The sequence below is a fragment of the Chryseobacterium oryzae genome (assembly GCF_022811665.1).
GTDB classification, from domain to species: domain Bacteria; phylum Bacteroidota; class Bacteroidia; order Flavobacteriales; family Weeksellaceae; genus Chryseobacterium; species Chryseobacterium oryzae.
In genome coordinates, this window is the sequence record NZ_CP094529.1 from 882,810 (window position 1) to 904,520 (window position 21,711).

Here is a 21,711-nt window from a genome sequence, read left to right on the forward strand (position 1 = left end):
GTACTGTATTTCAGCATTATATTTTTCTATGTTAATTACTCTGGTATCGCTCCAAGAGTCATGCCATCCGTTTTCTCCTAAAAACGAAAGAAAATCAAAAGGAACAATTCTCGATATGTATAGTTATTGCTTTGGTACCTGTAATGTACTTTGCAATGGTGCGCCCTTTTGTAAAAAACTCCATTAGAAAGGTGTACGTAAAAAAGAGTATTGAGGTAATAAGCATATCCCAAAGTCTTCCGATTTCTGAAAACTCAATTAATAAATCTGTAAAATAATACTGTTCTAAAATCCTATCCAGAAATGCTCCTGCAAATCCGATCACCAAGAAAAATAGGTTAAAAATTATTCTATCTATAATAAGATTGGCGAACCTTTTCCATTTTGAAGCCCGGTTACGGTCTACAATCTGTAAATATTTTCTCATAGTTTTTCGTTTAATAATTGTAGGTTTACATTCCTTTCATAATAAGTTTCAGATATGCTTTGGTATCAATTACCGCAGTAAGTCCGTTTTCATTCAGAAGAATTTGCTGAGGTTTTAAATCCGATACTTTTCCATTCAGCTTTAATCCTTTATAATATTCTTTATTGAAGGCGTCTTCGATACTTTTTTTAGAAGAAATTTCAAGTTCGGAAGTAGGAATTCCGTATTCTTCCTCAATCATTTTTACAATTTTTCCCCGAAACAGAAGAGTAGCTGTTTTTTGAAGAATATTATTGGTTTTAAGCTTGAATTTTGTTTCAGAAAGTACAATTTTCTTTTTAAGTTCATCGTAAACAGGAATTCCGGAAATAAAAGCAGTACCGTTTACATAACCTTCTGTTTCTGCTTCTATCATTATTCTGTTTTCGTCTTTATACACTTTAATATCTGTGATTTTCACTTTAGAATGCCGAATGTCGTATTCTTTATCCAAAAAAGTTTTTCTGGCAATATGAGTCGCTTCAGAAAATGGAATATTCGCTGTCGTTTGCAAAAGAAATTCATTGGCAAGAACAGGGATAGAATTGAAATTCATAACACTTTTCGCAGTTGGAGAAGATTCCGGCTTTGTTCCTGTAAAGGTTTCAGAAAAAATATCAATCCCAATATTGGTGTCAATTTGGTTTCCGTAAAACTTTAATGGTGTAATATTTATATTGATGGGCGTAATTTTCAGCCAAGTATTGTACTCTTCAGAGATATGGAATGGTTGGGAGAAAGCATTCCAGGCTAAAACGGCGTACTCCTGAAAGTTGAGCTGCGATGCCATTTGCTCGTCCATTGTTTTGCAGAACTTATACTGTTGTTCTTTCAGGCTTGTTTCCACCAAAGAAGTAATCGGAATTTTTATTTTACCGAAATCTAAAACAGGTTTTGCTACCCATTTAAAACCCATGGGTTGCGTAAAAGTGCTTACCGACCAATTATTTTTTAAACTGACGGCAGTTTTAAAATACATCACCGTTTCAAATGTGGTCTGCTGATAAGTATAGATTCCCAATGTTCCGATTCCTTTTTCTGCCCATATTTTTAGCGGAACTTCAATTAGAATATTTCCGTTGGTGTCGCCAACTAACCGTATTGGTCGGGTTTTCCAGACTTTTACTTTAAACTGATCATCATTATTGTCGTTGTAAGAATCATCCATGTAGATAAGATCTTTTACAGACTTATTCACCATATTGCTAATCTCATCAAGCGGAATCGTAACCGGCATTGTGATGCTCGATTTTATTTTAGGAAAATTATAAGTAGCAGAAATATTGCTGCTTTGTCCGGAATATTTTGCGAAAAAAAATAGCAGGATAAAGAAATAACTAATTCTCACTTTTAGATTTATGTTTTTGAAATTATTATTTTTCAGTGATTCCACCTAATAGAAAGCTTTTTTCAAGTTCGATACTTGCTCCTTTCATTTCGCCTTTCATTGGCGGACTTGTTTTGGTAATTTTTAATTTGATGTAGGAAATCTGACTGAATTTTTCTCCAATTTTTGTGATAATTCTTCCCGCAACATGCTCCAATAATTTAGAAGAAATCTTCATTTCTTCATGAATGATTTCATTAATATCTGCATAGCTAATCGTGTCATTCAAATCATCAGAAGCTGCTGCTGCCCACAAATCTGTATGAATTTCTGCGTTTAAAATATAATTCGTTCCGATAATGTTTTCTTCAGGAAGAACACCGTGATAAGCGTAGATTTTTACATCTTCTAAAAAGATTTTGCTCATGATTTGTTGTTTATTTGACTTCAGTTTTAATGATTTGAATTCTATTTTTAGAATACAGTTGTGAAACAAATATAAAAAAAGCGAGTTGAAAAACCCGCTTATATTTTATTTGATGCTTTTAGAAAGATCGAGCATTGCTTCAATAGGTTTTAATGCTTTCAGGCGAAGTTCTTCATCAATTAAAATTTCAGGAAGCTCGTATTTCATGCACAAATACAGTTTTTCCATCGTATTTCTCTTCATGTAAAAACATTCTGAACAGTTACAGCTTTCGTCGAAAACAAGAGCCGGTATCAACTCTTTATGAGGAGCCCTTTTCTTCATTTCGTGTAAAATACCTTCTTCTGTTGCTATAATAAACTTTTGGCAGTCGTCTTTTTCCACAAAATTAAGAAGTGCAGATGTAGAACCGATAAAATGAGCAAGTTTAAGAACTGCTTCTTCACTTTCTGGGTGGGCAATTAGCTTTGCATCAGGATTATCTGCCAATTGTTTGGCAATTCTTTCCATAGAGAAAGCTTCGTGTACAATGCAGCTTCCGTCCCAAAGAATCATGTCGCGGCCAGTTTTTTGGGATAAATATCTACCTAAATTTTTATCGGGAGCAAAAATAATAGGTCTGTCTTTTGGCAAAGCTTCGATAACCGTTTCTGCATTTGAACTGGTAACAATAATATCGCTTTCAGCCTTGGTTTCTGCATTACAGTTGATGTAAGTTGCCACTAGAGCATTGGGATGCTGTTCGCGCATTTTTCTTAAACCTTCACCAGAACAGCCATCTGCCAAAGAACATCCCGCCATTGTATCCGGAAGAACTACTTTTTTTGTCGGATTTAAAATTTTTGCTGCTTCAGCCATAAAATGAACTCCACAGAAAACAATCATATCTGCATTGGTATCTTTTGCCTGTCTTGCCAACTGCAAAGAATCCCCCAAAAAATCTGCAATATCCTGAATTTCTCCTGGTTGATAATAGTGTGCAAGAATAACTGCGTTTTTCTCTTCTTTAAGCTTTAATATTGCTTTTACCAACTCTTCGCCTTGAGGAATCTGAATTTCTTTTATATCTAAAAATCCCTTTACAGGAAGATTTGCTTTTGCTTTGTCTAATGTTTCTGTACTCATATAAGACTTTGTTTATTAAGGAATTAGGAATGTGTTTTTATCTTAAAATTTTTGTGTTCCTAATTTCAAAATTTAGTTTTTAATAAAACTTTCTATTAAATTTTTTATTTCACCTTTCGCCCGATCGAGATTTTCATTAATTACAATAACGTCAAAATCTTTTGCATAAGACATTTCTTCTTCCGCTTTTTCGACTCTAGTTTTAATGGTTTCTGCATCGTCTGTATTTCTATTAATCAACCTTCGTTCCAATTCTTCAATGGAAGGCGGTTCTATGAAAATCGACAAAGCTTGATCTTTAAAATATTTTTTAAGTGAAATTCCACCTTTTACATCAACATCAAAAATAACAACTTTTTGGTTATTCCATATTTTTTCGACCTCAGATTTTAGCGTTCCGTAATACTTGTCGGTGTAAACTTCTTCGTACTCAACAAAAGCATCTTCAGAAATTTTCTGTCTGAATTCTTCCGGAGATATAAAATGATAATCTATGGTATGAATTTCGTTTCCGCGTGGCTGTCTTGTAGTGCAAGAAATAGAAAATTCAAGCTCTGGAAATGTTTCCAAAGCATATTTCACTAAAGTTGTTTTGCCGCTTCCCGATGGTGCCGAAAATATAATAACCTTATTCATAAATAACGATAGACTTTTTGCTTAAGGATTTTATTTATAAAACGTTTAATGTCTGTTCTTTAATTTTCTCCAAATCATCTTTCATCTTTACTACAAGTTTTTGAATTTCAGCATGATTGGCTTTCGATCCTAAAGTATTGATTTCTCTTCCGATTTCCTGAGAAATAAAACCTAGTTTTTTTCCGTTAAAATCTTCAGTATCCATTACTTCTTTGTAGTATTTCAAATGTTGGGATAATCTTACTTTTTCTTCAGAAATATCCAGTTTTTCGGTAAAATAAGCCATTTCCTGATAAAAACGGGTTTCATCAAGGTTTTCAAACTCTTTTAACGTTTTTTCGTAACGTTCTTTTACGGCATTAATTCTCACTTCTTCGTAAGGAAGAACCTGAGAAAGGTAACTTTCTATATTCTGAATGTTTTTTTCGAGCTCTTCGTGAAGAATTGCCCCTTCTGTTTTTCTAAATTCCTGAAATTTATCTAAAGCAGAATTCACAATTGTTGCCAAAGCTTCCCATTCACCTTCATTCAGTTCATCTGGTCTTGAGGTAATTGCGTCTGGAAGTCTTACCGCCATTTTAAGGTATTCGAAATCGGGACCGTCGTCTGCAATTTTACGAAGTTCCGAAATATAAGAATCGATAAGATTTTTATTGATTTTTACGTCGCTGCTTTCTTCAAGATTTTCCAGATTGATGTAGCAGTCTACTTTTCCGCGGATAATTCTGTCATTAAGAATTTTTCTGATTTCAAATTCTTTTTCTTTGTATCTCAACGGAACTTTGATATTCAGATCAAAACTCTTAGAATTGAGTGATTTAATATCTATTGAAATTTTTTTTCCTTCAAAAACACCTTCGGCTCTACCAAAGCCGGTCATTGATAAAATCATAGTTTTTTATTACTCTACAAAGATAAACATTTCATTTGATGTCTTGAGGAGATTTTTTTTTCGTACTTTAATTTAAACTCTGTTGAAACAATAGGATTTACGCCAATAAAAACTGAAACCAAAGTGAACACATTTTTGTAAATTCGCATCGTGAAAAATAAAATCTTAATTTCTGTAGTAGGACCCACCGGAATTGGTAAAACACGTTTGGCGATTGACTTGGCAAAACATTTCAACACCGAAATTGTTTCCTGTGATTCTCGCCAGTTTTTTAGAGAGATGAAGATTGGCACCGCTTCTCCTTCGGCAGAGGAATTGGCTGAAGCAAAGCATCATTTTATAGGAAATCTTGGTGTTGAAGAATATTATTCGATTGGGCAGTACGAAACGGATGCACTAAACAAGCTTAATGAAATTTTTGAAAATCATACTATAGCCATTCTTGTTGGCGGAAGCATGATGTACGAAAAAGCCGTAATTGAAGGTCTGAACGATTTGCCAGAATCTAATGAAGCAAATCAGAAAAAATTACAGGAAATTCTGCAAAATGAAGGGATTGAAAAACTTCAGGATATTTTGAAAGAGCTGGATCCAAGCTATTTTGAGGTTGTAGATATACACAATTACAGAAGACTTCTAAGAGCCATTGATGTTATTTGGCAAACCGGAAAAAAATATTCTGAACTGATTGCTGTGTCGCAGAATTCCCGAGATTTTAAAGTGATCCGTATCGGAATTGAAGCTCAAAGAGAAGAACTCTATGAAAGAATTAACAGTAGAGTAGACCTGATGCTGGAAAACGGTCTTTTGGAAGAAGCAAAAAGCCTCGAACACTTCAAAGATTTAACGGCTTTAAAAACCGTAGGTTATACAGAACTCTTTACATACTTTGAAGGCGATTGGGATTTGGATTTTGCCATTTCAGAAATTAAAAAAAATAGCCGAAGATATGCAAAGCGACAATTAACATGGTATCGTAAAGCGGATGATATTCATTATCTTTCTTTGGGATATTCAGATAAGGATTTTCAGGATTTATTAGAGTATATTCAGCAAAAAAAGTAAAGAATAAGATACCAGAAAAGTCCCCTGAAAAGAGGACTTTTATTGTTATATATAAAAAGCAATTACGCTAAAATTCTTTTCACCGCTTCTTTTACAGCTTCAGAATCAATTTTATATTTTTTCATCAATTCAGCTGGTGTTGCAGATTCTCCGAAAGTATCATTTACGGCAACAAATTCCTGTCTTGTAGGTCTTTTTCTTGCCAACATTCCTGCAATAGATTCACCTAAACCGCCAAGATAATTGTGCTCTTCCGCAGTTACGATTTTACCTGTTTTTTCAACAGATTTTAAGATGATTTCTTCGTCTAATGGCTTAATTGTGTGGATATTGATTACTTCACAAGAAATACCTTCTTTTTCAAGTTCGTCTGCAGCGATTAAAGATTCCCAAACCAAATGTCCGGTTGCTACTATTGTTACATCGGTACCTTCCTGAAGCATAATTCCTTTTCCGATTTCGAAAGGCATATCTTCCGGGATGAAAACAGGAACTACCGGTCTTCCGAATCTTAAATAAACCGGCCCATGATGATCTGCAATTGCAAGCGTTGCCGCTTTGGTCTGGTTGTAATCGCAAGGGTTTATTACCGTCATACCAGGAAGCATTTTCATCATTCCTATATCTTCCAAAACCTGGTGTGTAGCACCATCTTCTCCTAAAGTAAGACCTGCGTGAGAAGCACAGATTTTTACGTTTTTATCTGAATAGGCAACCGACTGACGAATCTGGTCATATACTCTGGAAGTAGAAAAGTTGGCAAAAGTTCCTGTAAAAGGGATTTTTCCCGTGATGCTTAATCCTGCTGCAAGACCAATCATGTTGGCTTCTGCAATACCTACCTGAAAGAATCTTTCTGGTGCTTTTTCAATGAATTTTTCCATTTTCAAAGAACCGATAAGGTCTGCACAAAGAGCAACTACGTTAGGATTGGTATCTGCAAGTTCAGCCAATCCGGCTCCGAATCCTGAACGTGTATCTTTTTTTTCTGTATATGTATATTTCATTTTATTTTTTTTTAAAAAGGAGGTTTATCCATTACTCCCGGAGACTTAAATTTACTTTTTTCTTTTTGCTCTCTCTCATTATTCTTTTTGATATCATTTTCGATATCATATTTAATAATGTGATTAATTTCCGTAATTTTTTTTAGTTCAAAAAAAATGACATCTTGATTTTTCTGGTTTTTTAATCCTACAATTAATCCTTTTGGAAAATTAATTTCAGAAAAAGGAACATTAAGAATCATGTTTAAAAAACCTGTGTTGTTTATTTTAGAGTCGGTATCTATATAAACTCTGAAAATAAGTTCGTTGTTTTTTAAAACAATATATTCTTTAGCCTTGAATCCATTAATAGCTAAAATTCCTTTTTTCTCGTTGTAAAAGATTTCAAATTTATTTACAACGTCATCAATTCCCCAATTATATTTATCTGTAATTGTTAAATCGAATTTGTTTTTTACGCTGCCTTCAAAACAATTATATTTTTGGTTCTGTAAGGTAACGATATTACAAGGAGTGATTTTGGATTGTTCAAAAACCAAAAAACTATTATCATTATTTACATACATTTTTTCTTTAGTTGCATAATCAATTTCATATTTTAGAGTAATTGATTTCTGACCGTAAATTACAGTATAAGCAAATATTGAAAAAACAATAAATAATGTTTTCATTCTTTTACTAATAGTCTGCCGGAGCTTCTAAGTATAATTGTTTGAATGCAGTATCCAATTGCTCATCATTAGGAGCTTTCCCGTGCCAAGCGTGTGTTCCCATCATATAATCTACACCATTACCCATAATCGTGTGAAGAATGATTGCCACAGGTTTTCCTTTTCCGGTTTCTGTTTTCGCTCTTTCCAGAATAGCAATAACCGCTTCAAGGTCGTTACCGTTTTTTTCTTCCAGAACTGTCCATCCGAAAGCTTCCAGTTTTGCATGAAGATTTCCTAGAGAAAGTACATTTTCTGTACTTCCGTCAATCTGCTGTCCGTTATAATCTATGGTAGAAATAATATTATCCACTTTTTTGGCAGCAGCATACATTAGAGCTTCCCAAACTTGCCCTTCCTGCAATTCTCCGTCACCGTGAAGTGTGTAAACCAAAGACTGGTCTCCGTCTAATTTTTTTCCCTGTGCCACACCCAATGCAACAGAAAGCCCTTGTCCTAAAGATCCCGAAGCAATTCTTACGCCCGGTAAACCTTCGTGAGTAGTAGGGTGACCCTGTAATCTAGAATCTAATTTTCTGAAAGTTTTTAATTCTTCTACCGGAAAGAAATTGAATCTTGCCAAAGTAGAATAAAAAACAGGAGAAATATGTCCGTTAGAAAGATAGAAGTGGTCTTCATTTTTACCTTCCATGGTGAAAGGAAGATTATAGTTCATCACTTTGCCGTAAAGTGCAGTGAAATATTCTGTACATCCTAAACTTCCGCCGGGATGACCTGAATTTACAGCGTGAACCATTCTTAAAATGTCTCTTCTGATTTGTGTTGCAAGAGATTTTAGCTCTTCAATACTTTTACTCATTTTTATTAGATTTATTAGAATGCAAATCTACATTTTTTTGTCGGCTTACGGAAATACAAAAATCCGGGAAATGTACCCGGATTTTGATTTTATTATAAAAAAAGGTTAGTTTTTTTATAAAATTATGTTTTGAAGTTCCTAAACAAGTTTCAGATAATTTTTATTTTTCACCAGCCACAATCCAATAAAGGTGAGTAATCCGTTCAAAATAATCAGTTCTACACCAATTCTGTAATCCGTATTTTCGGTCACCAAATAATTTATGATGTACGTTAAAACAGGAGCCAAAACAGTAACTGTAAGAATTGCATATTTTCTGGAAATCTGAAATTTTGTGAAAATCCCGAAAGCGAAAAGCCCTAAAAGCGGTCCGTAGGTATAACCCGCAACTTCCATGATTAAGTATACGATGGATTTGTCATTCAGTGCCTTAAAAACCATGATTAAGATAAAGAATATTACCGTAAATGTTAAATGGATTTTCATTCTCAGGCGTTTTTTTTCTTTTTCAGATTTCTTTTGGTCTTCATTCAAATTCAGAATGTCTACACAGTAAGAGCTTGTAACTGCAGTTAAAGCCCCATCGGCAGACGGAAAAAGTGCAGAAATAAGACCAATGATGAAAATTACCGAAATCGCCATCGGGAAATAACCATTTAATGAAAGTGCAGGAAATAAATCGTCTCCCATAATGTTGGTAATATGCCCTGAAGCATCTTTAAACCCGAAAATATGAGTCACCACTTCTTTGCCGTTTACGATATTGGTAACTTCAGAATACCCTGCGCCATTCTGTAAGGCAAAAAGATAAAGCAGACCGCCTAAGAAAAGGAAGGCGATGTTTACAAAAAGTAAAGTTCCTGCAAAAGTGAGCATATTTTTCTTGGAATTTTTAAGACTGTCTACAGAAATGTTTTTCTGCATCATTTCCTGATCTAGTCCGGTCATGGCAATGGTTATAAACATTCCACCCAAGATGGTTTTCAGAAAAAATGTTTTGGAATTAGGGTCTAAATTAATAAAATGCGTATAATTTTTATGTTCTAAAATGGTGTAAGCTTCACCAAAAGAAAGATTTAAATTGAATAAAATATATGTAATACAGGCAATTAAGCTGATAATCATAAATGAAGTCTGCAATGTATCTGTAATCACGATGGTTTTTACGCCACCTTCAAAAGTGTAGAGAAGTACCATTAATAAAAGCACCGATGCAGTTACCCAAAACGGAACACCCAAAGCTTCCAGCAGGAAAATCTGCAGTACATTCACAACCAGATATAATCTTGCCGTTGCCCCGATTGCTCTGGAAACAATAAAAAATACAGAGCCGATTTTGTGAGCTTCAACATTGAATCTTTTACCCAAATACGTATAAATTGAGGTAAGATTCATTTTATAATAGAGTGGAAGAAGAATTGCGGCAACGATAAAATACCCGATAAAAAACCCGATCACCATCATATAGTATTCAAAACCGCCGAAGATGTATTCGCTTCCCGTCATTTTTCCTACAGTTCCGGGAACGGAGATGAAAGTAACACCGCTTAAGCTGGTTCCTATCATTCCAAAGGCAACAAGCCACCATTTACTTTTTTTATTTCCGATAAAAAACGACTGATTGTCTGAATTTCGGCTGGTAAAGTAAGAAATTACCAAAAGTCCGATGAAATAAATAAATACAAACAGTAAAAGAACAGTTCCCTGATTCATGCTTTGTTAAATTTCAGCAAATATAGTTTTTTTGAAATTTAGAAAGATGAAGATGGAAGATGGAAGTAGGAAGTGAAAAGATAGAAGAGATTTCTAAAGTTGATTTCGGAAGCCAATCATCATATTGGTAAGATGGTAACAGTCAGAATATAATTTCTGAAAATTTTCTTCAGAAATATAATTTCGGTTTTTTGCTTTGTACAGGCAGGTTACAACTTCTGCACAAGAACGAATTGAGTATCCCAAAAATTTTTTAAATTCTGCGTTTGACTGAAGGATAGAACCTTCAGATATATTGAGAGCAATTGAATCAACTGCTCTCCGTATCTGACTTGTGAGATTAAATTTTTCGTCTGATGGAAATTTGATCGTTATTAGGAAAATATTTTCTCCTATCTCCATAGATTTTTGCCAAATAATCAGCTTTTCAAATTTGAAACTCATGCTATAAGTATTTTAAGATCTTTAATCTTAGTCTTCAGTTTTCCATCTTCCATCTTCTTTCCTCTTACAAAACATCCTGAAGATCTGCGTTTTTCTGAAAAGTTGCTTTTGCAAACGGACAGAGAGGAATGATTTTCTTGTTGTTTTCCCTTGCAAATTCCACTGCTTTTATGAGCATTTCTTTGCCTACTCCTTTACCGTTGTAAGCTTCTTCTACCTCAGTATGATCGATAATGAAGCGTTCTTCTCCCGCCCAAGTGTAGGTCATAAGTCCGGCTTTTTGTCCGTCAATGTAAGCTTCAAAGCTTCCGTTTTTTTCGTTGTTGTTTTGTTTTACGTCTATCATTTTATGAAAATTTGGTTTGAATTTCTATTTCGTTGGTTAACATTTTATGTACAGGACATGCATCTGCAATTGCATTGAGTCTTTTATGCTGATATTCACTCAAATTCGCACCTTCAAAACGAATGTTTCTCTTAAAAACAGCCAATTTGGTGAGTGGGAAATTTTCCAGTTCAACTTCTACGTGAATGTTTTCTACAGTCCACTCTTTTCGGTCTATATACATCCTCAAAGTCGCCGCAGTACAGCTTGCCAAAGAAGTTGCAAGAATTTCAAAAGGGTTGAAACCTTTATTCTGACCGCCTTTGTCCAAAGGCTCGTCGGTAATAATTCTATTTTCGCCAGCAATAACTTCGGTATAATATTTTGTAGTTCCTAAACTTGCTTTTACAGTTACAGACATGGTTTTAAAAAAATTAATTTTAAAAATGTATGAGAAAAAAGAAATCTGATATTTCTTGTGAGAGAATATCAGATTTCGAATATATGTTTATTTTAAAGGAATATTGGCAAGGATATCTTTCGTGAAATCCCAAAATTTCTGTGTAGAAGAAATATTGGCTCTTTCGTCTGGCGAATGTGCTCCTCTAATGGTTGGTCCGAAACTTACCATTTCCATTTCCGGGTAATTTGCACCGATAATTCCGCACTCTAAACCTGCATGACAAGCCACTACATGAGGTTTTTTGCTGAATTTTTCTGTGTAAATTTTCTCCATGAGCTGAACAATTTCCGAACCTGGTTTTGGTTTCCATCCTGGATAAGAACCGCTGAATTCTACATTCATTCCGGCTAACTCTGCCACAGATTTCAGCTGATTAGCGACTGATATTTTAGATGATTCTACAGATGATCTGGATAAATTTAAAATTTTTAAATCTCCGTTTTTCAACTCTACTCTTGCAACGTTATTGGATGCTTCTACCAAATCCTGTACATCTGGGCTCATTCTGTAAACACCGTTGTGAAGAGCATTCAATGTTAAAATAATTTTTTTAGAATCTGTTTCCGAAATGGCTTTTTCTGTATTGGTTGTAAGCTCAATATTGATCTGAAGAGCCTGTTCTATGGAAGCAAATTCTTCTAAAATTTCTTTTTTTAAACCATTAGAAATATTTTCTATGTACTCGTTGGCATTTCTTACCGAAATTATAGCAAAAGCTTCTCTCGGAATAGCATTTCTAAGACTTCCGCCATCAACAGAAACCAACTGAATGTTTTGATTGTTGAGTCCTTCGTTTAAAAATCTTCCCAAAATAATGTTGGAATTTCCAAATCCTTTATGGATGTCCATTCCGGAATGACCGCCCTGCAAACCTTTTACTTCAATTCTTACAAACTGGCCTTTAGCTTCTTCAACAGAATAGGTTTGGGTAATGGTAACATCAATTCCACCTGCACAGCCAATATCGATTTCATCATCTTCTTCGGTATCAAGATTCAGTAAAATATTTCCTGTAAGTTGCCCGGGTTTCAATCCTAAAGCACCGGTCATTCCTGTTTCTTCATCAATCGTAAACAATGCTTCCAAATCAGGATGCGGAATATCCGAGCTTTCTAAAATCGACATTATTGTAGCCACACCTAAGCCATTATCTGCACCCAAAGTGGTTCCTTTTGCCTTTACCCAATCGCCGTCTACTTCCATCTGTATTCCTTGGGTTTCAAAATCGAAATTAACATCGTTGTTTTTTTGGCATACCATATCCAAATGAGATTGCATTACGATAGGTTTGCGGTTTTCCATACCAGAAGTTGCCGGTTTTTTGATGATAACATTGCCGGTTTCATCTACTGTGGTTTCAAGTCCTAGATTTTCTCCGAATTCTTTAATAAATGCAATTACTTTTTCCTCTTTTTTTGAAGGTCTGGGTACAGCATTCAGTTTAGAAAAGTTTTTCCAGATAATCTGAGGTTCTATATTGGATAGTTCCATAAAATTTTATTTTTCTCAAATTTACGGATAAAAAAAATGCTCCCGAAATTCAGGAGCAGTATTTTTTAATTGCTTAACATCCGCATTCACCGTAAATGGGAATTACAGTTTTGCTTCCGTCTGGCTTTTCTATGGTTAATGTACCTTCAAAAAGCAAAGCTTCTTCGTTTTTTATTTTTTTTCCTTTTACAGAAATTTTATAATTTTCGTTTTCAATTTCTTTGCTCAGTTCATCGTCTGCTTCCATATCGCTGGAAGAAATAAGATTCATTACCAGTCTTTTTCCGTCGAGCTTCATGTAGGCTGTTTTTCCTGCATCATCAGCATAAATGTAGTTCTCGTCTTCGAAATCTGCTTTGCTTTTAGCAAAATAACAAGAACATTCTTTAATTTCTTTCGGAAAAGGAAATGTATCAACTAAAATGTTGGCATTCTGAGTATCTGCTTTTACAGAATCCTGAATAATATTAGTAGAATCTACTTTTGTAGAATTAGAAACGTTTTCTTGCTCCTTTTTGCAGGCAACTAATAGAAATGCCGAAAAGAAAATGATTAAATATTTCATTCATTAAAAATTTAAAAATAATAAGGCTTCAAATGATAAGCCAATATCTGTAATTTAACCTCTTGCTCTTTCTAAGAGAACCATCATTAATAAAGATAAAACTACTAAGCTTTCATCTTCATCATCAATATCAATGAGTCTGTCGAGTTGAAATCTTCGTCCAAACATCGAAGGCATTTTTTTGAGTCTGAAATAATCTTTTCCATCTGTACCTTTTACGGTGTAAGAAGGATTAAGGAAATACCCGGTAAACATACTAACGATAGGGATTTCTCCTACCATACTGTCGAAAACCTTTACCCAAGGATTATCTTCTGTAATGGTGAATTTTGGCTGATCGGCTTCATCTAAAACATTGTAAGTAGATTTCCAAATAGAACGCATCCCTTTTCTGGCGAGTCTCCCAAAGTTTTTACCGCTTAAAATACTTTTGATAGAGTAAGAAGCATTGAAATCGATCCATTGGTTTGCCTGAATCCTGAAAAGTTCTTTGGTTTTATTTTCATTATCAAAAACAATTACATCTTCTTTTAGTTTAAACATTTTTTGTCGAACATACGCAACGTAGTTTCCGTTCTTGTCGGTAATGTTAAAATCGCTTGCGAGTGTTGTAATTTTAAACTTAAAATCCAGCGGATAATTCATGTTATTAAGATTCATCTAGATAATTTTTTTCTTGTTTTGCCCAAAGATAGTTATTTTCTGAAGATTTATACAACGATTTTAGACGTTCAGCTTCGTAGGTTTTCAAGTATAATTAGTATTTTTGCAAATATGGATTACCCGAGTAAAGTATTGGCAAAAGCAGTCGATGAAATTTCCGGACTTCCCGGAATAGGAAAAAAGACCGCTTTACGCTTAGCTCTTCATCTTTTGAAGCAGCCCAGCTCCAGAGCAAATGGATTGGGTAATTCTATCATTAATCTGGTTAATGATATAAAATACTGCAAAGAATGCCATAATTTTTCAGATTTCGAAATTTGTGAAATCTGCAGCAGCTACAAAAGAAACAATGAGTTAATCTGCATTGTAGAAGATGTAAGAGATGTAATCGCTATAGAAAATACGGGAAAATATACGGGAAAATATCTTATTTTAGGCGGAAAGATTTCTCCTATGGAAGGTGTGGGTCCCAATCAGCTTAATATTCCCAGTATCGAAAAGAAAATTAACGAAGGAAATGTAAAAGAATTAATTTTTGCATTAAGTGCAACGATGGAAGGCGATACTACGGCATATTATATTTACAAAAAGTTCAAAAATTTTAATGTGAATTTTTCAAGTATTGCAAGAGGGATTTCGGTAGGAGATGAGCTGGAGTATGCAGACGAAATCTCTTTAGGAAGATCTATTATCAACAGACTTCCTTATAATGAAAAAGATTAAATGATGATGGTGAAACTTTCTTTTATTATCGTGAATTATAATGTAACTCAATTTCTGAGGAACTGTCTTCATTCTATACAAAAATATGCTGCAGAGATAAATTATGAAATTATTGTTGTGGATAATAATTCTCCTGACAGTTCTTGGAAAAACCTAATTTCCGAATTTCCTGATGTGCGTTTTATTGCTTCTGAAACAAATGAAGGTTTTTCTAAAGCAAATAACAAAGCGATAAAATTTGCAAAAGGAGAATATCTGCTTATTTTGAATCCCGATACAGAACTGGAAGGTTTTTATGTAAAAGAAATCCTAAATTTTGCCGATTCCAAACTGAAGTTAGGGTGTCTTGGTGTAAGAATGCATGATGCTTCAGGGAAATTTCTTCCAGAAAGTAAAAGGTCGGTTCCGGATATGTTTAATTCATTCGAAAAACTTTTTGCCGGATTTAAAAAGAATAATTCGAAATCATATTACCATAATGACATTAGCGAATATGATATTTCTGAAACTGAAGTTATAACAGGAGCTTTCATGCTTATTAAGCGAGCTACATACCATTTTGTAGGAGGATTGGATGAAAAATATTTTATGTATGGTGAAGATATTGATATTTGCTATACATTATTAAATAATGGTTTCAATAATTATTATTACGGTAAAGTTTCTATCCTTCATCATAAGGGTGAAAGCACCGTAAAAAATAAAACTTACCTTAAAAGATTTTATGGAGCCATGCAGATTTTTATAGATAAGTATTATAAAAATCAGAAACCGGTACAGTATTCTTTCTTAAAAGCCGGATTGAAGCTGAGGTATCAGATTGAAAAGATAAAATTGAAATAAAATCAATATTACTCAACTAAAAAAGCAACCTATTAAAGGTTGCTTTTTTTAATATCTAAATATAAGTTTTTATTTAGTTGGTGAGGCAGGAGTCTGAGTTCCAGAAGCCGGAGCTGTTTTGTTCGCAGGAGCTTCAGTTTTAGCAGGAACTGGCGGAACCGGAATAGCTGTTTTCTTTGGTTTACCCGTTACTATCACGCTTATCAGAATTAAAACGATAATTACTGTTCCTAAAGTCCAAGTAGATTTTTCCATAAAATCATTAGTTCTCTGAACTCCGAATTGTGCAGAAGATGCACCTCCGAATGTACTCGAAAGACCTCCTCCTTTAGGATTCTGAGCCATAACAACGATTACCAGAAGTATGCAGGCAATCATAATAAGAACCATCAATAGTGTAAATATAGTATCCATTAATTTTGATATCTTTTTGAATGGGCAAATTTAATGTTTTTTTACTGAACAGCAAAATAAGATTTATATAAAAATAAAAACGGCAACTCAATGTCGCCGTTTAATTAAAAATATAATGATTTTTATTTGAAGTCTGTATCTTTAGCCTGATTTACTTCATAAGATTTTACCTTCATGGTCATATCCATTCCCATTTGGTTTACCGTAATCGTGAAAGGCATTTTTACCCCAGAAACTTCTTTGTAATCTGAAAAAGTTGTTGGGATTGTAAAAGTTTGCCCTTGAGCAGATTCAGTTTTAGTTTCACCGGTTTTTAAACCAGATTTTACGCTGTAATAATATGTGTCTCCACCAGAAGATTTAATAGCATAAGAATCTTCTCCGTTAATTTTTTCGATTCCTGCTAATTTGTAATCTGCAGATTTAGCAAAACCTAATTCTTCGAAAAGCTCAGGATTTTTTAATCTGTCAGCAATTTCTTCTTTGCTCATTTCAGCTTTTTGTCCCATTGCTTCAGAGTAACCTGTTTTACCGTCAAAAACCTGTTTTTGTACAGTCATACCTCCTGCAGTAATGGTCTGCGACTCTTTTCCGCCTTTAGCTTTTACAATCTTGAATTCAAGATTCTGTCCCTGCATAGACAGAGAAGCATTGGTTGTGTAAGAATTGATTTTTGCAACATTTTCTTTTCCTCCGATAGCAGCAATATATTTATCTGCAATAGAAGCAACAGTTACATTAGCATCTACTTTCTGAACGGTTGGTTTTGCAACCGGATTGGCATTTCTGTCATAATATTTTACAGGATAGCCAAGTTTTTCTAAGTTTTCAGAAATATCTGATGCTTTACCTGCAACAAAAATTCTGCTTTGGTTAGGAAGTATAGTTGTTTTTACAGCATTAGAAACATCTGCAGCAGTTACTTTGTCAATAGATTTTAAGTAATTGGTGTAGAAATCCGCAGGAAGATTCTGAACTTTTTGGTTTACAGCAAATCTTGCGATAGTAGCAGGTTGCTCCAAAGACATAATGAAGCTACCTTTCAGTTTTGCTTTAGCATTTTCAAGTTCATCAGCTTTTACTGTAGAAATTGCAGTAAGCTCGTTCATGAATTCTTTTACCGCTTTATCTGTAACTTCGTTTCTTACACTGGCTTCAGCAGAAAATGAAGGAGAATATTTGCTTGCACTCATGCTAGAGTAAGCACCGTAAGTAAATCCGTTTTTCTCACGAAGATTCATGAAAAGTCTAGCTTCACCACCACCACCTAAGATATAGTTGGCAATTGTTGCAGCAAAATAGTTAGGATCTTTCATCTTAAGGTTGTTGAGATTTCCTACAGATACCACAGACTGTACTGCAGAAGGAACATCTACAACATCAATTTCAGTTTTAGCAACGTTATTGGCAGGCTCTAGAGCAGCAAATTTAGTATCTGCTTTTTTCCAATTAGCAAATGCTTTTTCTACCATCGGTTTTACCTGATCGTATTTTACATCTCCCACGATTACCAAATACGAATTGTCTGGAGCGTAATATTTTTTGTAAACATTCTGTACGTCCGCAAGTTTAATTTTGTTGATAGATTCTTCAGTGTCGAATTCACCTCTTGCTGTATTTTTTCCGTATGCCAAAGCGTTAGAAACTCTCGATGCAATTGCGTCTGCACTTTTTTCTGAAGATTTTAAACCTTCAATAGCTCTTTCTTTAGATTTTTGAATTTCGTCTGCTGAAAATTTTGGGTTGATGATTGCATCAGCCATTAAATTTAATACCTCAGGAAAATATTTTGAAAGTGAGTTAGAAGCTGCTCCTCCAGAACTGAAATTTAAGTTTGCACCTAAATAATCTACTTTCTTATTAAAATCATCTTTGCTTAAAGTTGTTGTACCATTACCCAACTGATCTGCCATGATTTCGCTTACTCCGGCAATATCGCCTTCAAAATAAGGCTGTCTGTCCATAGAAAGGCTCATGTTTACTCTAGGCAACTTGTTGTTTTCAACTACCATTACGGTCATTCCGTTCTTTAGTTGAAAAGTTTTAGGTTTTGCAATGTTAATGGCAGGAGTTGGTCCTGGCTTCGGCATTGCGTTCAAATCAATTTTTTGTGCTGAAAGCATTCCTGAAAATAAAAATGCTACGGCTATATATGTTAATTGCTTTTTCATTTGTAAAAATTTTAAATGTATAATCTTTTTAAACTGTTACGTTTTGTAAGATTATTTTTTCTCAGGTAAGTAATTAAGGATGATTCTTTGGTTAGAATTCAAATACTTTTTGGCAGCATTTTGCAAATCCTGCTTAGTGATCGATCTGTAAATATCAATTTCTTTATTGATTAAATTAGTATCTCCCATCAAAACATGGTTTGTAGCTAAAGAAGCTGCAATACCCTGAATGCTTGAATTGGCATTAACGAATTGATTTTCGAACTGATTTTGAAGCTTTTGATAATCTTCATCAGAAATTAATGTCGTCTGAACTTTTTTAATTTCCGCATCAATATCAGTCTGCAAAGTTTGTTTGCTTGTATTTCCCATAGGTATAGCGAAAAACGCAAAAATACCGTAATCCTCAAGTCCTTGGTTGAAAGCTGCTACCTGAAGTGCTTTTTTCTCCTGATCTACAAGTTTTTTATACAAAACTGAAGATTTCCCGCTGCTTAAATAAGAAGAAAGCATATCTAATACATACGCATCTTTTTCTTTATTACCAGGTGTTCTGTATGCAAAAACATAAGCAGGAAGCTGGATGTTAGGATCGTACGCTGTTACTTCTGTTTCTTTTGTAATAGGCTCGTCTTTAGGGAAGTTTTTAGGATAAACAGTTCCTTTAGGAATACCTCCGTAATATTCTTCTATCCATTTTTTGGTCTGTTCCGGCTTAATATCACCTGCTACAACCAAAGTTGCATTGTTCGGAACATAATATTTTTTGTAAAATGCCTGAAACTCTTCCAGTTTTGCAGCATTCAAATCATCCATAGATCCAATTGTAGACCAGTGGTATGGGTGTTTTGTGAAAAGATTTTTTTGTACGTTGTTAAAGAGATTTCCATAAGGCTGGTTATCCATTCTCATTCTCTTTTCTTCTTTTACAACTTCTCTCTGCGTGTCTACACCAATTTGGTTAATCTGTGCGTGGCGAAGTCTTTCTGCCTCCATCCAAAGACCTAACTGCTCGTTGTTTGAAGGGAATGTTTCGTAATAATACGTTCTGTCATTTGTTGTGTTTGCGTTGTTTTGACCGCCGTTTGACGAAACAATTTTAAACCATTCTCCTCTTTTAATATTAGGTGTTCCTTCAAATAAAAGGTGTTCGAAGAAATGCGCAAAACCTGTTCTTCCTACCACTTCGTCTTTAGCTCCTACATGATACATTACACCAGTGGTAACTACAGGTGCAGAATTGTCTTGGTGAAGAATTACATGTAAACCGTTTGGTAAATCATACTCTTCAAATTTGATTTGCTGTGCGTTTAGCATTGCTCCAAAAAAGGCTGCCGCTGCGACACTAAGAAGTCGTTTTTTCATAAATAGAAATTGTTTTGTCAATAAGTTTCAAAAATACATCATTTGTTACAATTTTGGAAAAACTTTTGCATTTGTTTTTTGTTGTTAAATTTTACCAAGTTTCAGCAAGGGTGTTTTTAATATCCAACTCCAATACATTAACAAATAAAAATTAATTTTGAATTTCGAAATCGAATAATGAAAAATATTTTACCGTCCAACGTTTCATGCGAATCTCTAGTAACTTTATTCAGTCAGGCTCCCATTGCGCTCTCTCTTATAATGGGAGATAATTTTATAATACATACGGCAAATCCAAAGATTCTTGAGCTTTGGGGAAAAGACGAATTGTGTATAGGTAAACCTTTATTTGAGATTTTCCCCGAATTAAAATCACAAGGGTTTGAAGAAATTTTCAATAATGTTTATAAAAAAGGCGAAATTTTTAAAGGAGATAAACTTTCAATTTTCTTGAATAAATACGACGTTTATGAAGAACATTTTTTCGATTTTATTTATTCTCCTGTGTACAACAGCCAGAATTCCTCTGAAATTATTGGTGTAAGTGTTGTTGCAACAGAAGTTACCGATCAGGTTTTATCCGCAAGAAAATTGAAAGAAAGTGAATATAAATTTGAAGATTTAATAAAAAATTCAGATTATTCAATTGCTTTATACAGATCAAAAGATTTAATTATTGAATTAGCCAACGATCCTATGCTGAAAACTTGGGGAAAGCCAAAATCTGTAATAGGAATGAAATTAGAAGATGCTCTTCCTGAACTAGAAGGACAGCCATTTATAGGTTTACTGAAAGATATTTTTGAAACCGGCGAAACATATACAGCCAAAGAAGACAAAGTAGATTTGGTGGTAGATGGCAAGCTTCAGACTTTTTATTATAATTTTTCTTATAAACCGCTTAAAAACTCTCAGGGTGAAGTATATGCTATCTATAATGTAGCTGTAGATGTAACGCATTTGGTAAACGGAAGACAAGAAATACAAAAAAATGAGCAGGAGCTTAGAAAAATGGCAGATTCTATGCCTCAGATTGTGTGGACTACAGATCATAAAGGTGTCCTTAAATACATGAATGAGAAATGGTTTACTTTTTCTAAATATGACAGAGAAATGGATCTTACAGAATCTGTTAAAAATATGATGAAACCTGGTGTCTATGAACATGTAGACCAAATTTGGAAAGAATGCATACAGACAGGAAAGCCTTTTGAGGTTGAATGCGAATTTTTAAGTCCAAATACAATAGAAGAATTTAGATGGTTTTTGGCAAGAGCTGTACCGAGTTACAACGAAAAAGGAGAGGTGAAAGAATGGATAGGAACTTTTACGGATATTGATGATTTTAAAAAGTTACAAAATCAGAAAGATAACTTTTTGGGAATTGCAAGTCATGAATTGAAAACGCCTCTTACCAGTCTGAAGCTTTACACTCAAGTTATCGAAAGAAATCTTTCGCAAAACGGAGATCAGAAAAATGCTGCTATTGCATCGAAAATGGATTCTCAGATTGAACTTCTTAATGGTTTGGTAAGAGATCTTTTGGATGTTACCAAAATTCAGAAAGGGCAGATTCAGCTTAATGAATCCTACTTTGATTTTGATGATCTTATTGATGATGTCGTTACAGAACAGCAAATGGCTTCAAGGCATAAAATCTTAGTGGAAAAAAGCAACGTAGGAAAAGTTTTTGCAGACCGACACAGAATTGCACAGGTAATGAGTAATCTCATCGGGAATGCAATAAAATATTCTCCTGAAGCAGAAGAAGTTCATGTAAAAGCTCATGTTTCCGGGGATTTTATCCATTTTAGCGTAAAAGATTTTGGAATCGGAATACCGGAAGAAAAGCAACCTAAAGTATTTGAGCAGTATTATCGGGTAAGTGGTTCCAAAGAGCATACATTTCCCGGTTTAGGTTTGGGGCTTTATATTTCTTCGGAAATTATTAAAAGGTCCGGAGGTAAAATATTTGTAAATTCTATAGAGGGAAAAGGGTCTGATTTTTGCTTCCAAATTCCAACAAATAAAGGAGTCAACAACATAAATTAATAAA

At 34.2% G+C, this 21,711-nt stretch carries 23 protein-coding genes; 4 read left to right on the forward strand and 19 right to left on the reverse strand.

The window, feature by feature from the left end; genetic code table 11:
- Positions 1-94 precede the first annotated feature (94 nt).
- The 6 genes from MTP08_RS04090 to MTP08_RS04115 all read right to left on the reverse strand — a co-directional run bounded on the left by MTP08_RS04090 (position 95) and on the right by MTP08_RS04115 (position 4,873).
- Positions 95-427, reverse strand: coding sequence for an RDD family protein (locus MTP08_RS04090; protein WP_243577159.1), 333 nt, complete (start codon positions 425-427; stop codon positions 95-97).
- Positions 428-452: 25 nt separating this feature from the next.
- Positions 453-1,814, reverse strand: coding sequence for a DUF4403 family protein (locus tag MTP08_RS04095; protein WP_243577160.1), 1,362 nt, complete (start codon positions 1,812-1,814; stop codon positions 453-455).
- Between the two features lie 25 nt (positions 1,815-1,839).
- Entirely contained in the window at positions 1,840-2,223 is a 384-nt protein-coding gene (folB, locus tag MTP08_RS04100) for a dihydroneopterin aldolase (protein ID WP_243577723.1), read from the reverse strand.
- A 102-nt stretch (positions 2,224-2,325) separates the two neighbouring features.
- A complete protein-coding gene (gene nadA / locus MTP08_RS04105) occupies positions 2,326-3,345 on the reverse strand; it encodes a quinolinate synthase NadA (RefSeq protein ID WP_243577161.1) in 1,020 nt (339 codons plus the stop codon).
- A 72-nt stretch (positions 3,346-3,417) separates the two neighbouring features.
- Entirely contained in the window at positions 3,418-3,981 is a 564-nt protein-coding gene (gmk, locus tag MTP08_RS04110; protein ID WP_243577162.1) for a guanylate kinase, read from the reverse strand.
- Between the two features lie 34 nt (positions 3,982-4,015).
- The gene (locus MTP08_RS04115; protein ID WP_243577163.1) at positions 4,016-4,873 is read right to left on the reverse strand and encodes a YicC/YloC family endoribonuclease; all 858 of its coding nucleotides are present in this window, start codon (positions 4,871-4,873) and stop codon (positions 4,016-4,018) included.
- Positions 4,874-5,023: 150 nt separating this feature from the next.
- Here MTP08_RS04115 and miaA point away from each other — a divergent pair, with 150 nt between their 5' ends.
- Positions 5,024-5,938, forward strand: coding sequence for a tRNA (adenosine(37)-N6)-dimethylallyltransferase MiaA (miaA, locus tag MTP08_RS04120; RefSeq protein WP_243577164.1), 915 nt, complete (start codon positions 5,024-5,026; stop codon positions 5,936-5,938).
- 62 nt (positions 5,939-6,000) lie between these two features.
- On the opposite strand, the gene MTP08_RS04125 is transcribed toward miaA, so the two are convergent.
- From MTP08_RS04125 to MTP08_RS04170, 10 genes are all read right to left on the reverse strand, one after another.
- On the reverse strand, positions 6,001-6,945 hold the full coding sequence (locus MTP08_RS04125) for a transketolase family protein (RefSeq protein ID WP_209390755.1): 945 nt from the start codon (positions 6,943-6,945) through the stop codon (positions 6,001-6,003).
- A gap of 11 nt (positions 6,946-6,956) precedes the next feature.
- Positions 6,957-7,616 (reverse strand): hypothetical protein, encoded by a 660-nt coding sequence (locus tag MTP08_RS04130; RefSeq protein WP_243577165.1) that lies wholly within the window; start codon positions 7,614-7,616, stop codon positions 6,957-6,959.
- A gap of 7 nt (positions 7,617-7,623) precedes the next feature.
- Positions 7,624-8,475 (reverse strand): transketolase, encoded by an 852-nt coding sequence (locus MTP08_RS04135; protein ID WP_209390753.1) that lies wholly within the window; start codon positions 8,473-8,475, stop codon positions 7,624-7,626.
- 138 nt (positions 8,476-8,613) lie between these two features.
- Positions 8,614-10,188 carry a sodium:solute symporter gene (locus tag MTP08_RS04140; protein ID WP_209390741.1) on the reverse strand — a complete coding sequence of 525 codons (1,575 nt, stop codon included), beginning with the start codon at positions 10,186-10,188 and terminating at the stop codon, positions 8,614-8,616.
- Between the two features lie 93 nt (positions 10,189-10,281).
- Positions 10,282-10,632, reverse strand: coding sequence for a four helix bundle protein (locus tag MTP08_RS04145; protein ID WP_243577166.1), 351 nt, complete (start codon positions 10,630-10,632; stop codon positions 10,282-10,284).
- A 64-nt stretch (positions 10,633-10,696) separates the two neighbouring features.
- The gene (locus MTP08_RS04150) at positions 10,697-10,978 is read right to left on the reverse strand and encodes a GNAT family N-acetyltransferase (RefSeq protein ID WP_243577167.1); all 282 of its coding nucleotides are present in this window, start codon (positions 10,976-10,978) and stop codon (positions 10,697-10,699) included.
- A 1-nt stretch (position 10,979) separates the two neighbouring features.
- Entirely contained in the window at positions 10,980-11,378 is a 399-nt protein-coding gene (locus MTP08_RS04155) for an OsmC family protein (RefSeq protein WP_243577168.1), read from the reverse strand.
- An 87-nt stretch (positions 11,379-11,465) separates the two neighbouring features.
- A complete protein-coding gene (locus tag MTP08_RS04160; RefSeq protein ID WP_243577169.1) occupies positions 11,466-12,911 on the reverse strand; it encodes an aminoacyl-histidine dipeptidase in 1,446 nt (481 codons plus the stop codon).
- Positions 12,912-12,984: 73 nt separating this feature from the next.
- Positions 12,985-13,476 (reverse strand): hypothetical protein, encoded by a 492-nt coding sequence (locus tag MTP08_RS04165; RefSeq protein WP_243577170.1) that lies wholly within the window; start codon positions 13,474-13,476, stop codon positions 12,985-12,987.
- Between the two features lie 54 nt (positions 13,477-13,530).
- Positions 13,531-14,136, reverse strand: a complete 606-nt coding sequence (locus MTP08_RS04170) for an LURP-one-related/scramblase family protein (protein WP_243577171.1) — start codon at positions 14,134-14,136, stop codon at positions 13,531-13,533.
- Between the two features lie 114 nt (positions 14,137-14,250).
- Between MTP08_RS04170 and recR the strand changes: the two genes are divergently transcribed.
- Both recR and MTP08_RS04180 read left to right on the forward strand, forming a co-directional pair.
- Entirely contained in the window at positions 14,251-14,862 is a 612-nt protein-coding gene (gene recR, locus MTP08_RS04175; protein WP_209390747.1) for a recombination mediator RecR, read from the forward strand.
- Positions 14,863-14,865: 3 nt separating this feature from the next.
- Positions 14,866-15,705 (forward strand): glycosyltransferase family 2 protein, encoded by an 840-nt coding sequence (locus MTP08_RS04180; protein WP_243577172.1) that lies wholly within the window; start codon positions 14,866-14,868, stop codon positions 15,703-15,705.
- 69 nt (positions 15,706-15,774) lie between these two features.
- Here the strand turns inward: MTP08_RS04180 and secG are convergent, their stop codons facing one another.
- From secG to MTP08_RS04195, 3 genes are all read right to left on the reverse strand, one after another.
- Positions 15,775-16,119, reverse strand: coding sequence for a preprotein translocase subunit SecG (secG, locus tag MTP08_RS04185; protein WP_243577173.1), 345 nt, complete (start codon positions 16,117-16,119; stop codon positions 15,775-15,777).
- A gap of 122 nt (positions 16,120-16,241) precedes the next feature.
- Positions 16,242-18,290 (reverse strand): M16 family metallopeptidase, encoded by a 2,049-nt coding sequence (locus tag MTP08_RS04190; protein ID WP_243577174.1) that lies wholly within the window; start codon positions 18,288-18,290, stop codon positions 16,242-16,244.
- A gap of 51 nt (positions 18,291-18,341) precedes the next feature.
- Positions 18,342-19,655, reverse strand: coding sequence for a M16 family metallopeptidase (locus MTP08_RS04195; protein WP_209390750.1), 1,314 nt, complete (start codon positions 19,653-19,655; stop codon positions 18,342-18,344).
- A gap of 177 nt (positions 19,656-19,832) precedes the next feature.
- Here MTP08_RS04195 and MTP08_RS04200 point away from each other — a divergent pair, with 177 nt between their 5' ends.
- Positions 19,833-21,707, forward strand: a complete 1,875-nt coding sequence (locus MTP08_RS04200) for a PAS domain-containing sensor histidine kinase (RefSeq protein ID WP_243577175.1) — start codon at positions 19,833-19,835, stop codon at positions 21,705-21,707.
- Positions 21,708-21,711: the final 4 nt, after the last annotated feature.

What these genes read in the sequence shown, in the direction of transcription:
- MTP08_RS04090 (WP_243577159.1), bottom strand. Translation starts at nt 427, where the DNA reads ATGAGAAAATATTTACAGATTGTAGACCGTAACCGGGCTTCAAAATGG.
- nadA (WP_243577161.1), bottom strand. Translation starts at nt 3,345, where the DNA reads ATGAGTACAGAAACATTAGACAAAGCAAAAGCAAATCTTCCTGTAAAG.
- gmk (WP_243577162.1), bottom strand. Translation starts at nt 3,981, where the DNA reads ATGAATAAGGTTATTATATTTTCGGCACCATCGGGAAGCGGCAAAACA.
- MTP08_RS04115 (WP_243577163.1), bottom strand. Translation starts at nt 4,873, where the DNA reads ATGATTTTATCAATGACCGGCTTTGGTAGAGCCGAAGGTGTTTTTGAA.
- MTP08_RS04125 (WP_209390755.1), bottom strand. Translation starts at nt 6,945, where the DNA reads ATGAAATATACATATACAGAAAAAAAAGATACACGTTCAGGATTCGGA.
- MTP08_RS04130 (WP_243577165.1), bottom strand. Translation starts at nt 7,616, where the DNA reads ATGAAAACATTATTTATTGTTTTTTCAATATTTGCTTATACTGTAATT.
- MTP08_RS04135 (WP_209390753.1), bottom strand. Translation starts at nt 8,475, where the DNA reads ATGAGTAAAAGTATTGAAGAGCTAAAATCTCTTGCAACACAAATCAGA.
- MTP08_RS04140 (WP_209390741.1), bottom strand. Translation starts at nt 10,188, where the DNA reads ATGAATCAGGGAACTGTTCTTTTACTGTTTGTATTTATTTATTTCATC.
- MTP08_RS04145 (WP_243577166.1), bottom strand. Translation starts at nt 10,632, where the DNA reads ATGAGTTTCAAATTTGAAAAGCTGATTATTTGGCAAAAATCTATGGAG.
- MTP08_RS04150 (WP_243577167.1), bottom strand. Translation starts at nt 10,978, where the DNA reads ATGATAGACGTAAAACAAAACAACAACGAAAAAAACGGAAGCTTTGAA.
- MTP08_RS04155 (WP_243577168.1), bottom strand. Translation starts at nt 11,378, where the DNA reads ATGTCTGTAACTGTAAAAGCAAGTTTAGGAACTACAAAATATTATACC.
- MTP08_RS04160 (WP_243577169.1), bottom strand. Translation starts at nt 12,911, where the DNA reads ATGGAACTATCCAATATAGAACCTCAGATTATCTGGAAAAACTTTTCT.
- MTP08_RS04165 (WP_243577170.1), bottom strand. Translation starts at nt 13,476, where the DNA reads ATGAAATATTTAATCATTTTCTTTTCGGCATTTCTATTAGTTGCCTGC.
- MTP08_RS04170 (WP_243577171.1), bottom strand. Translation starts at nt 14,136, where the DNA reads ATGAATCTTAATAACATGAATTATCCGCTGGATTTTAAGTTTAAAATT.
- recR (WP_209390747.1), top strand. Translation starts at nt 14,251, where the DNA reads ATGGATTACCCGAGTAAAGTATTGGCAAAAGCAGTCGATGAAATTTCC.
- MTP08_RS04180 (WP_243577172.1), top strand. Translation starts at nt 14,866, where the DNA reads ATGATGGTGAAACTTTCTTTTATTATCGTGAATTATAATGTAACTCAA.
- secG (WP_243577173.1), bottom strand. Translation starts at nt 16,119, where the DNA reads ATGGATACTATATTTACACTATTGATGGTTCTTATTATGATTGCCTGC.
- MTP08_RS04190 (WP_243577174.1), bottom strand. Translation starts at nt 18,290, where the DNA reads ATGAAAAAGCAATTAACATATATAGCCGTAGCATTTTTATTTTCAGGA.
- MTP08_RS04195 (WP_209390750.1), bottom strand. Translation starts at nt 19,655, where the DNA reads ATGAAAAAACGACTTCTTAGTGTCGCAGCGGCAGCCTTTTTTGGAGCA.
- MTP08_RS04200 (WP_243577175.1), top strand. Translation starts at nt 19,833, where the DNA reads ATGAAAAATATTTTACCGTCCAACGTTTCATGCGAATCTCTAGTAACT.